Annotated in this window: 11 protein-coding genes; 3 read left to right on the top strand and 8 right to left on the bottom strand. The window is 30.5% G+C overall.

What is annotated here, in order from left to right:
• Positions 1-25 precede the first annotated feature (25 nt).
• On the bottom strand, positions 26-1792 hold the full coding sequence (locus WG950_RS08395; RefSeq protein ID WP_340931612.1) for a 1-deoxy-D-xylulose-5-phosphate synthase: 1767 nt from the start codon (positions 1790-1792) through the stop codon (positions 26-28).
• 56 nt (positions 1793-1848) lie between these two features.
• Here WG950_RS08395 and WG950_RS08390 point away from each other — a divergent pair, with 56 nt between their 5' ends.
• The 3 genes from WG950_RS08390 (at position 1849) to WG950_RS08380 (ending at position 6118) form a co-directional block, all read left to right on the top strand.
• On the top strand, positions 1849-2298 hold the full coding sequence (locus WG950_RS08390) for a nucleoside deaminase (protein ID WP_340931611.1): 450 nt from the start codon (positions 1849-1851) through the stop codon (positions 2296-2298).
• 4 nt (positions 2299-2302) lie between these two features.
• A complete protein-coding gene (locus WG950_RS08385) occupies positions 2303-3523 on the top strand; it encodes an NAD(P)/FAD-dependent oxidoreductase (protein WP_340931610.1) in 1221 nt (406 codons plus the stop codon).
• A gap of 96 nt (positions 3524-3619) precedes the next feature.
• Complete coding sequence (locus WG950_RS08380) at positions 3620-6118, top strand: S9 family peptidase (protein WP_340931609.1); 2499 nt, start codon at positions 3620-3622, stop codon at positions 6116-6118.
• Positions 6119-6314: 196 nt separating this feature from the next.
• Here WG950_RS08380 and WG950_RS08375 read toward each other — a convergent pair whose 3' ends face one another.
• The 7 genes from WG950_RS08375 to WG950_RS08345 all read right to left on the bottom strand — a co-directional run bounded on the left by WG950_RS08375 (position 6315) and on the right by WG950_RS08345 (position 12196).
• Complete coding sequence (locus tag WG950_RS08375; protein WP_340931608.1) at positions 6315-6521, bottom strand: helix-turn-helix domain-containing protein; 207 nt, start codon at positions 6519-6521, stop codon at positions 6315-6317.
• Positions 6522-6523: 2 nt separating this feature from the next.
• Positions 6524-7333, bottom strand: coding sequence for a DUF2975 domain-containing protein (locus WG950_RS08370; RefSeq protein ID WP_340931605.1), 810 nt, complete (start codon positions 7331-7333; stop codon positions 6524-6526).
• A 119-nt stretch (positions 7334-7452) separates the two neighbouring features.
• On the bottom strand, positions 7453-7956 hold the full coding sequence (locus tag WG950_RS08365; RefSeq protein ID WP_340931603.1) for a DUF2975 domain-containing protein: 504 nt from the start codon (positions 7954-7956) through the stop codon (positions 7453-7455).
• Positions 7957-8107: 151 nt separating this feature from the next.
• On the bottom strand, positions 8108-8809 hold the full coding sequence (locus tag WG950_RS08360; protein ID WP_077810822.1) for a Bax inhibitor-1/YccA family protein: 702 nt from the start codon (positions 8807-8809) through the stop codon (positions 8108-8110).
• A 69-nt stretch (positions 8810-8878) separates the two neighbouring features.
• Positions 8879-9313 carry a LexA family protein gene (locus WG950_RS08355; RefSeq protein WP_077810823.1) on the bottom strand — a complete coding sequence of 145 codons (435 nt, stop codon included), beginning with the start codon at positions 9311-9313 and terminating at the stop codon, positions 8879-8881.
• 42 nt (positions 9314-9355) lie between these two features.
• Complete coding sequence (locus WG950_RS08350; RefSeq protein ID WP_340931602.1) at positions 9356-10615, bottom strand: Y-family DNA polymerase; 1260 nt, start codon at positions 10613-10615, stop codon at positions 9356-9358.
• 78 nt (positions 10616-10693) lie between these two features.
• The gene (locus WG950_RS08345; protein ID WP_340931601.1) at positions 10694-12196 is read right to left on the bottom strand and encodes a PLP-dependent aminotransferase family protein; all 1503 of its coding nucleotides are present in this window, start codon (positions 12194-12196) and stop codon (positions 10694-10696) included.
• Positions 12197-12210: the final 14 nt, after the last annotated feature.

Raw genomic sequence — 12210 nt, 5'->3', positions numbered from 1 at the left:
ACGGTGCTAATTTTAGTGCCGTTTTTTATGCTCTATTAAATCTAGAAATTAAACTATCAACATCTAAATTAAGCGTCTGTTGTAGCTTTGTTACACTACCATGTTCAATAAAATTATCTGGTATACCAAGTATTTCTACTTTATTTTTATATTTATTATCTGCCATGAATTCTAAAATAGCAGTTCCAAAACCTCCTTTTACTGTTCCGTCTTCGATAGTATAAATATTCTGATGAGTTTTGGCTATTTTATGCAAACTATTTTCATCTAATGGTTTAACAAATCGCATATCAAAATGAGAAAAATCAGAAGGAGAATCTACCAATTCTAAAGCTTCAGAAACATTCTTAGCAATTGTGCCAACAGACAAAATAGCCGTTTTATTTCCTTTTTGTAAACAAATACTTTTAGCAATTTCAATTTTTTCGAAAGGTTGTTTCCAGTCGATAATATTACCAGTTCCTCTAGGGTAACGAATCGCAATTGGTTTTTGTAATCCTAACTGAGCGGTATATAAAATATTTCTTAATTCAATTTCATTTCTTGGTGCAAAAATAATTAAATTCGGAATTAAACGTAGATAAGCTAAATCGAAAACACCGTGATGCGTTGCGCCATCTTCACCAACTAAACCAGCTCTATCTAAGCAAAAAATAACCGGTAAATTTTGCAAAGCTACGTCATGTATTACTTGGTCGTAAGCACGTTGCAAAAATGTAGAATAGATATTACAATATGGTATTAAATTTTGAGTTGCCATACCTGCAGCCAATGTTACCGCGTGTTGTTCTGCAATACCAACATCAAAAGTTCTGTTAGGGTGTTTTTCTAACATTAACTTTAAAGAACTACCCGTTAACATGGCAGGTGTAATACCAACAATTCGTGAATTTTTATCTGCTAGTTCTACAATCGTTTGTCCAAATACATCTTGATATTTGGTATATAAGCTTTTTTCCTTTTTAATTCTTTCTCCAGAAATTTTATCAAATTTTCCTGGCGCATGGTAGGTTACCTGGTCTTCTTCGGCTTTTTTTAAACCTTTTCCTTTTGTGGTAATAACATGTAGAAATTTAGGACCTTTAACAGATTTTAAGCGCTCTAATTCCTTTAAAATCTTAGGTAAATCGTGACCATCAATCGGTCCAGAATAATCGAAGTTTAAAGCTTTGATGATATTATTTTGAGCCGCTAATTTTTTATCACTTTTTACTTTTGTTAAGTATTCTTTTAAAGCTCCAACAGCAGGATCAATACCAATTGCATTGTCGTTTAATATGATTAATAAATTTGCATTAGAAACACCAGCGTGGTTTAAAGCTTCAAAAGCCATTCCGCTAGCAATAGAAGCATCACCAATTACGGCAATATGATGTCTTTCTGTTTCATTTTTTAAGTTGGATGCTATTGCCATTCCCAAAGCAGCAGAAATTGATGTTGAAGAATGCCCAACACCAAAAGTATCAAATTCACTTTCTTTTCTAGCAGGAAAACCAGCAATTCCGCCAAATTGTCTATTCGTGTGAAATACTTTTTTTCTTCCGGTTAAAATTTTATGCCCATATGCTTGATGCCCAACATCCCAAACTAATAAATCGTCTGGAGTTTCAAATAAATAATGCAAAGCAATAGTTAATTCTACAACGCCTAAACTAGCACCAAGATGCCCTTCTTTTGTAGCAACAATATCAATAATAAACGTTCTTAATTCTTTTGCAAGTTGCGGTAACTGATTTGGATTTAATTTGCGTAAATCTTTTGGGTTTGATATGTTGTCTAACAAATTTGTCATGAGAATGCAAAAATACAATTTAACTTTTTGTAATATTGATTTTTATATTTCAAAAAATGATACAACCTTTCGACGATGTTTATTTTATGAAGAAAGCCTTACAAGAAGCAGAATTTGCTTTTGATAAAGGTGAAGTTCCTGTTGGTGCAATTGTTGTTCTTAAAAATCAAATAATTGCAAGAGCGCATAATTTAACAGAAACGTTAAATGATGTAACAGCACACGCAGAAATGCAAGCATTTACAGCTGCCGCAGATTTTATAGGAGGAAAATACTTAAAAGATTGTGTATTATATGTTACGCTAGAACCTTGCCAAATGTGTGCAGGAGCAAGTTATTGGGCTCAACTAGGAAAGATTGTTTACGGTGCATCAGAACCCGAAAGAGGTTTTAGAAATTTAGGAACAAAATTGCATCCAAAGACAGAAATTGTAGCAGGAATTTTAGAGAATGATTGTGCACAGATTTTAAAACGATTTTTTATTCAGAAACGTAATTTGAATTAATTTTATGATGCAGAAATACGATGTAGTTGTAATTGGTGGTGGTCCGGCAGGAGGGCAAGTTGCAAGAAATTTAGCCAAAAAAGGACATAGAATTTTATTAGTAGAACGCTTTCCTTCTTTTTTGGACAATAATTTTTCTAGCGCTGGTATGACATTAGCGCCTTTAAAAGAATTTGATTTACCAAACAAAGTTATTGGTGCTTATTGGAAAAATATTACCATTCAGTGTACAAAAAACAGTTATTTCTGGAAAGGAAATACAAACAAAGGAGTTGTTTTAGATTACGGAAAATTAAAACAATTTTTAGCTGATGATGCAAAGAGTTTTGGAGGAGAAGTTTTAACAGGCTATAAATACATCAGTAAAAAAGTAAATGAAAAATCTGTAATTGTTTCTTTACAAAAAGCGAAGTCTACAGAAATTATAGAGGTAGAAAGTAAATTAGTTGTAGATGCTACAGGGCCACTTAGAAAGGTAATGTATGATGATAAAGAAGTACAACCAACAATGAATTTAGGTAGCGGTACAGAGTATTTAATAGAAGTTGCGCCAGAGATTTATGAGAAATACAAAGATCAATTGGTCTTTTTTTTAGGGCATAAATGGGCAATTAAAGGGTATTCTTGGATTTTTCCGATGGAGCAAAATATCTTAAAAGTTGGTGCAGGAAAAACACATTTAAAATCTCTTAATCAAGAAAATACAGACAAAACTACTAAGAAAATTACCGAACAAATTATTAAAGAATATTTAAAGTGTGATACTTATAAATTATTAGATGTTCATGGTGGTATTTTAAGATATTCTGAAGGTTTAAAAGATAAATTCTACAATAATAAAGTAATTGCGGTGGGCGATTCTGTTTCTGCAATAAATCCAAGAGGTGGTGAAGGAATTAGATATGCAATGCAAAGTGCAAATTTAGCATGTGTTTATATTGATGAATATTTGGTAAAAGGCACAACAAACTTTGATAATTATCGAAAAAAATGGCGCAGAAGAAAACTCTTTAAATGGCGTTTAAGCGAGGTTTCTAGTCAAAGAATGTACAGTAAATATACTGATGTTCAGATAGAAAATAGAGTGCAATTTTTTCATGAAAACTTTAGTACAGACGTTTTAATAGATAGCTTGTTTAACTTTAAATACAATCAAGTAGTTTTACGATTTTTTCAATTAATTCGATTAAAAATAGAATTCGCTTTTAAAAAAGATCGTTTTTAATATATTTTTGTTAAATATTTTATAAAAAAATCTTAAAAATTTGCGAGATAGTTTGTTTTAGAGAACTTTACAAGAACTAATTAAATTCTCTTACAGATGAAAAACATTCTACTCTTATTCTTGTCATTATTTGCTACAATAGCAATAATTGCACAAGAAACCCCTGAACCAAATTATAGAGCAGCAGCAAAATATTCGCCAAAAAACTTAGCGAAAATGGTGCATTCTACAAATGTTAGTCCGCATTGGTTAAAAAAAGGAAACCGTTTTTGGTATTCTTACAAAACATCAGAAGGCTCTAATTATTACTTAGTAGATGCAGATAGAAAATCGAAGCAACTACTTTTCGATAATGTTAAAATGGCAAAATGGTTAACAGAAATTACCAAAGACCCATACGATGCAAAACATTTACCTCGTTTTAGATTTAAATTTAACAAAGCAGAAAATGCAATTCGTTTTAGAGTAAAATCTACAGAAGAAGTTGCCGTTGTCGAAGATAAAAAAGAAGAAAAGAAAGATTCTACATCGAGTAAAAAGGCCAAAAAGAAAAAGCCTAAAATGGAGAAGAAAACTTATTATTTAGAATATAAGTTAGGCGGAAACGGTTTGACAATAATCAATACTAAAAAGGAAGAAAAAAAGCCTTGGTTAAGATGGGCAAATGTAGCACCAGATAGTTCTATCGTTTTATATTCTAAAAATTACAATTTGTACTGGATGGATAAAGTAAACTTTAAAAAGTTTATTAAAGATGAAAAAGATAGTACGGTTGTAGAAAATCAATGGACTAAAGACGGAGAAGAAAACTACGGATACGGCGGCGGTTCTAGAGAAGATAATGTAGATAAAGAAAAAAACAAAGACAAGCGTAAAGGTGTTTGGGGAACTTGGTCTCACGATTCTAAAAAGTTTGTATTTCAAAAATCGGACTCTAGACATATTAAAGATTTATGGGTAATTAATTCTACAGGTAAAAAAAGACCAACTTTAGAAACCTATAAATACCACATGCCAGGAGAACAAGAATATTATAAGTCTGAATTATTAATTTTTGATATTCCTTCAAAATCACACATAAAAGTTCCTTTAGATACAGTACGTCAACAAAGTATTTCTGTGTTTAGAGCACCTAGAAAACAATCTAGTAGAGATGATGATTTTAGACCTTCTTTGCTTTTATCAAAAAAAGGGAAAATATATTTTAGTGTAATTTCTAGAGATCGCAAAAAGTATGATATTAATGTTGCAGATCTTAATACAGGAGAATATAAAACGTTAATAGAAGAACGTTTTAATACATACATCGAGTCTCGTCCGTTAATTTTGTTAAACAACGAAAAAGAAATGTTACATTGGGCAGAACGAGATGGTTGGGCACATTTTTACTTATATGATTCTGACGGAAACTTAAAAAATCAAGTTACAGAAGGAGATTACCATGTAGATGGTTTTGCAGGTTTAGATGAAAAAACAAGAACACTTTATTTTACTGCAAACGGTGTTAATAAAAAACAAGATCCTTATTATTTACATACTTATAAAATTAATTTAAACGGGTCTGGAATGAAAACATTAGATGCTGGAGATTTTACAGCAACTACTTCTATGGCAGATTCTAATAAATATTTTGTGAGTAATTATTCGAGGGTAAATACTGTGCCAAAATCTGAACTTAGAGACGCAAACGGGCGTAAAGTTATGGATTTAGAAACGGCAGATTTATCGCAATTATTTGCATCTGGATACAAATTTCCAGAACCGTTTAAAGTAAAAGCAGATGACGGAATTACTGATATTTACGGAGTAATGTACAAGCCTTTTGATATGGATTCTACAAAAGTATATCCGTTGTTAGAATATGTGTATCCTGGGCCGCAAACAGAAGCTGTAAACAAATCTTTTTCTTACAGAATGGATCGTTTAGATAGAATGGCGCAAGTTGGTTTTGTTGTAATTACTTTAGGAAACAGAGGTGGTCATCCAGATAGATCTAAATGGTATCATAATTATGGTTACGGTAATTTACGTGATTATGGTTTGGCTGATAAAAAATATGTTGCGCAGCAATTGGCTAACAAACACAAGTTTATCGATATCGAAAAAGTAGGAATTTACGGTCATTCTGGTGGTGGATTTATGTCTACTGCAGCAATGTTGGTATATCCAGATTTCTTTAAAGCGGCGGTTTCATCAGCCGGAAATCACGATAATAATGTGTACAATTCTTGGTGGAGTGAAACACATCATGGTGTAAAAGAAGAAATAGATGCAAAAGGAAAAATTTCTCATAAATATAAAATTGATGACAATCAATCTTTAGCAAAAAACTTAAAAGGACATTTAATGTTGATTCATGGTGATATGGATAATAACGTAAATCCGGCAGGAACTATAAGAATGGCAAACGAATTAATTAAGGCAAACAAACGTTTTAAATTTATGATTATGCCAGGACAAAGACATGGTTTTGGTAGTATGACAGAATACTCTTTCTGGCTAAGAGCAGATCATTTTAGTAAGTATTTGTTAGGCAAAGAAGCTACTGATACAGATATTTTATTTATGAATTTAAATAAACCAATGAATAGGTAATTCTATTTTGATATTGATGTTTTAAAAAGCTCCGAATGAAAATTCGGAGCTTTTTATTTTCAATTTATAAGTTTTCGAAACAATTTTTCTTCCTTCGTCAGAAAAATCAATCGAACTGACAATTAGATTTTTAAAACTTGTAACCTGTCACATCGAGTGATTTTGTTTTTTTGCAAAATTGTATCGAGATGTTTTTTTAATCTTTTTTATATTCTAAAATATCTGCAGGTTGGCAATCTAAAGCTTTACAGATTGCTTCTAAAGTAGAAAAACGTACAGCTTTAGCCTTACCAGACTTTAAGATGGATAAGTTTGCTGTGGTAATTCCAATTATTTCTGCCAATTCTTTACTTCGCATTTTGCGTTTGGCAAGCATTACATCTAAGTTTACAATAATTGCCATGTTTATATTGTTAGGTCGTTTTCTTGCTGAATTTGATTTGCTTTAGAAAGTAAACCACTAAAGACAAATAAGCCCAAGGCAATAATAATTAATGTAAGGTCAAATTCATATTGAGGTGATATGCTTAAAAAAACATCACTTTGTACTGTGTTTTTAAAACTTGCATGATCATAATATAAACTAAATAAGAAACTAAAAACCAAATTAAGGACTTGCCAAATAATGATTAAACTTGCAATTTTGTTTATAATTTTCACCAATCCTAAGCTAAATTTGAGTGATGTTTTCAATAGTTGAAAAAGCGTTTTTAAATAGTAAAGTATTAGAATTATTATTATAAATGATAAATAGAATTTTAGATTAAAAAGAGTAGATAATTGCCAGTTTTTTGTCTCAATTTTTAAATTTGTTTTTCCTGAAATCGTGGAAACTTTTGTTGATACATTTTCATTATAACCTCCGTCAAATTGTATTTTTTTGCCAAAAAATTCTACATCTTTAGAGTTTTCAAAAATACTGTCTAATTTTTCTTTTGTAAACTTACTTTTTCCAAGAAAATCAGGATTTACAAAATTTAACCTATCATCAGAATATCTGCTAAAAACTTGAGTATCTATAGTGTTACCTATACTGTCTTTTGTGTAATCTGTAAACCTTTTACCTTGATTAAAAGATAAGCTAAAATTTATAGGAATTTGCTTATTTGAAATATTGATAGTGGAATTTTTTGAAGTTTGTAAAATTCCGTTTCCTGTATAAAGGGTAAACGCTAAGGCTACAAAGGAGATTACAATCATCAGCCAAAAACTCATTGTAAAAAGGAGATGTAAAAATGTAGTAATTCTTTTTTTCTGAAAAATACTGTAGATTAAGAACCCTACAATAGAAAATATTATTATTAATACCGTTGTTTGAAATATAGTTAACATAATTATATTGTTAAATCGTTTTCTTGTTTTGTGTTTTTGGCAATTTTAAAAATTTCACTTAGTGTTAAAAAGAACAATCCTAAACAAATAATTACCAAGTGTTGATTTAAACCAAATTCTAAAGATATTTTTTGCTGAAAGTAAATCTTATTTATAAATGAAATTACTAAAGAAATTATACCAGAAATAGCTAACAAGTTTCCAATTTTTTTGAATGATGCTATAACTGTTTCTTCAAATATTTTTACTCTTATAAAAAAGTGTAATACTTTTCTAAAAAAATACAAAGCAGCTATTATCAATAAATAATTTAAAGCAGCAATTGAAAGTAATATTTTTGATAATGGCGTATTGTTATCAAAATCTATTGAGTTTATTTTGATGTTTAACTCGTTTAAATCGACAAAGAAAACCGCAATTGATATGCCGATTATAATTAACACAATGGGCATAGAAAAAATCCAAAGAAAATCTACAATTGCTTTTAGAATATTAAGTTTTTTCATTATTTCATGTATTTTTGATAATCCAAAGATATAAAAATTATTGAAAAACAATAATAAAATATTAAAAAAGAGTAATTTTGTTATTTCAGGATAAAAAAAATCAGAAGTTTAAACTTCTGATTTTTCTAAATATTTTTAAATGAACTGGTTCTTAATCTCTAGACATAAATATTTGTAAAACGTACCAGAAAAGTAGCATTAAAGAAGCAAATAAACCTAAAGAAGCTGGTATGTAATCTTCTGTACCAAATTTGTGTATTAAGTTAGATGTTTGGTATAGGATAGAGCCGCCAGCTAAAACACACATTCCAACAGAAAACCATAAACCTAAATTAAAACCGAATAACGAACCTGCAACAATTAAACCTAAAGCTATAAAAAAGCCAATTGTTAAACCTGTTCTAAGAAAAGAAAAGTCTTTTTTAGTTAGAAAAACAACTGCAGAAATACCTGCAAATAAAGCTAAAGTAACTAATGCAGCTTGTTGTATTAAATCTTCACTTTCTGTGTAATAAATGGCAATTGCCAATAATGGCACAAAAATAATTGCTTGTGCAAATACATACAAAGCATAGGCCATGTATTGTATGTTTTTATCTGCAGTTTTTAAAACTGTGCTTTCTGCATAATTTGTAATCAGCATAAAACCACCCAACATAATTAACCAGCGCCAACCTTGTGTCATAGACATCATAAAGGTTACAATAGCATCGCTTTGTAATAGTAAATATTCAAATAAAACAAATAAGAGTACGCCACCAGCAACGTGTGCATATGTTTTTTTGTAGAATTCTACTCGATCTAAATCGGTAGCATTAATTAACATCGTTTTGTTTTCAAACGTATTTTCCATAGTAATATAATTTTTTAAAAAATAAAGATATTCTTTTTTAAGCTGAAGTAAAAAAGAGAGAGAAGAAATTTATACTTTCTTTATAACATTGGTTACAATTCCCCAGATAACAAAATCGTTATCTTCTGTAATGTTTATAATTGGGTAATTAGGGTTTTCTGGTTGTAACCAAACTTCGTTTTTTTCTACACGTAAACGTTTTACGGTAAATTCGCCATCTAAAAAGCAAACCGCAATTTTGTTATTGGCAGGTTCTAAACTTCTATCGATTACTAATAAATCGTTGTCGTCTAAACCAGCATCAATCATAGATTGTCCTTTTACTTTAGCAAAAAAAGTAGCGTCTTTGTTTTGTATCAGTTCATCATCTAAAGAAATTCTAGTTTCTCTAAAATCGTCTGCAGGTGAAGGAAAACCAGCAGAAATGCCAACATCAACCAAAACAGCGCCATCTCCAGAAGAAGCCTTTGGTGTAAAAAAAGTAAGATTTTTAGATGTTGTCATAATACTTTGCAAATTAAAACATTTCTTTAAATTTTAAAGAGTTTATTTTACAATTAAAACTTCGTTAATATTTGTGGTAAATTTTTTAGACAATCGGTTTTGTTTCATTTTCCAGGTTCGGTTTAAATCTTGATTGCCAAGTTTAATTTTATCGCCTTTAAATTTCTTGTTTAAATTGTCTATTGCAGACATTAGTGGTTTGTGTTTCGGGTTTTCATGACTAAATAAATTTAGCTGAAAATTATCATTAGGTACCAAGCCAGAAATAATTACGCCTGCTTTTTTATAGTTAACACCTTCTTTAAAAATAGTTTTTACAGCGGCAATTGCTGCAGATGAAATTGTTAACGTAGAATCTGTTGGGTAGGATAAAAAAACTGTTTTATTTTCTTTTAAATAAGCTTGATTTTTATCAAAACGATTGCTTCTAAGAAATACTGTTATTACATGACAATTCGAATTTTGTTCACGTAATTTTTTAGCGCAACTCGATGCAAAAGTAGAAATACGTTCGGTAATATTTTCTAGATCTGCATATGTGTTTTCGAAACTTCTTGTGGTAGCAATCATCTTTTTAGAAGTAACAGCATCTTCTAAAGGTATTTTAGAAATGCCTTGTAAATCTTTTTGCAAACGCCATTCTACAATAGAAAAATTTTTTAAAACCCAATCGCTTGGTAGTTGTGTAAAATCGTAAGCAGTTTCACAACCTTTTGCCTGTAAACGCTTTTTTAAGCGACTTCCAATTCCCCAAACATTGCCAATTTTAGTCCATTTTAACGCTTTAATTCTGTTTTCTTCAGAATCGATAATACAAATGCCTTTAGATTGTTTTAAGTTAGAACGCGCAATTTTATTGGCAACTTTGCTAAGGGCTTTTGTTGGCGCAATACCTACACAAGTAGGTATTCCTGTCCATTTTAAAATTTTACTTCGCATTTTGGTTGCGTAGTTAGACAAATCGTAATTTTCAAAACCTTTTAACTCTAAAAAAGACTCATCAATAGAATACACTTCTATATCCGGAGAAAAACCCGCCAAAATATTCATAACACGCGTACTCATGTCTCCGTATAACGGATAATTAGAAGACAAAACAGTAATATTATTGCTTTTACAAAATTGTTCCCATTTAAAAATTGGCGCACCAAAAGGTAGTTGCAATTTCTTGGCTTCGTCGCTCATAGAAATAACACAACCATCATTATTGCTTAAAATAGCAACTGGTTTTCCTTGTAAATTTGGGTTAAAAACGCGTTCACAAGAAGCATAAAAATTATTACAATCTATTAGCGCAAACATGTTACAAAATTATAAAAAAAATAGGCTGAAATTAAGATTGTTAATATCTTAATCTGTTAAAAAACGATTGTATCTTTTTTAAGAAATGGATGCCAATTTTGTGTAAGCATTCTTTAATTTTTTGATGACGATTACCATTTCTTCTTTTTCTAGATGCCCAAAACCAAACCGAATTGCACACGTATTTTTATCTTGATATAAGATGGTTTTAGGCAGAAATAAATCATTTTTTTGTGTTTCTTTTGCTAATTTTATAAGAGAAATATGTTTTTTAAATTGCAACCAAATAGCCAAACCACCAGCAGGAATTTGCCATGTTGCAATCTTAGAAAAGTTTTGGGTGAGTAGGTTAGACAAAGAATCTCGCCTTTGCTTATAGATTACAATGTTTTTTTTCATTAAACGATGAATTTCGCCTTCGTGAATTAATTCTGATAGCATTTGCTGCTGAATTAAATCGCCTTGTTCGTCTAATAATTGCAAGTAGTTTTTGGCTTCTGAAATGACATTTTTTGGCGCAACTATAAATCCGGTTTGAAAACTCGGAAATAAAGATTGACCTAGTTTACCCAAATAAATGACCAATCCGTTTGTGTCTGCACTTGCAATTGGTAACATTGCAGCGCCATCGTACTGAAAATCGTACTCGTAATCATCTTCTATAATAGCAAAACCAAACTCTTTTGCTAAAGCAAGTAATGCCAATCGACGTTCTGCACTTAAAGTTACTGTTGTTGGGTAGTCTCTATGCGCACAAACATATACACATCTTATGCTGTTTTTTATAAAATGTTTTCTAATATAATCTACATCCAATCCGTTTTTATCAACAGGAATCGTTTTAATAGCAGCACCAGCTTGATGAAATATCATGTTTGCAGCATAATTACTAAGATTTCCTACTAAAACAACATCGTTTTGTTTTATTAGCAGTTGAGAAACAATGTACAAACTCATCTCTGTACTTCTAGTACTTATTAAATTTTCTGGTTTGATAAAAAAATCTCTAGTTGCATTTAAATAATTACACAATTCGGTTTGAAACAGAGAGTATGAAATTTCGTTTGATCTGTTCCATTTTTTAATCAACGTTTTACGTTTCATGGCTGCGCTATACCATCTAGAAAATTGATGTACAGGATGCAAACGTAAATCTGGTTTGCCATCGTTAATAGTATACTTTGCTTTTGTAGTTTGTGTAGTAGAAGCTAAATGAAAAGAATTTTGAAAAGGAAAACCAGCATTTGTAGCATAATTAGATGTTTCATTTCCGTTTTGTACAGGCGCTTTTATTTTTCTTTTTTGTACTGCGGATGCAGATATAAAAGTACCTTTATTAGGAATAATTTCTACCCAACCTTGTGATGCCAATTCGTCATAAATAGCAACTGCGGTATTTCTATGGATTTTTAAAAGTTTACTTAAAACTCTAGTTCCAGGTAAAGTTGTGCCTTCATTTAAATGCTTTCTTTGAATTGCATTTATAATTTGTTGCGCAACTTGTATGTAAACAGGTTGTGCTGCAGACTTATCAAAATTAATTGTTTCTTTAAAAAGAGTATTAACCGGACTATTTTTCATTTTAAAACTGGACT

Origin of the sequence: Polaribacter marinaquae, assembly GCF_038019025.1 — a bacterium.
GTDB classification, from domain to species: domain Bacteria; phylum Bacteroidota; class Bacteroidia; order Flavobacteriales; family Flavobacteriaceae; genus Polaribacter; species Polaribacter marinaquae.
This window is presented reverse-complemented; position numbering and strand designations above follow the sequence as displayed.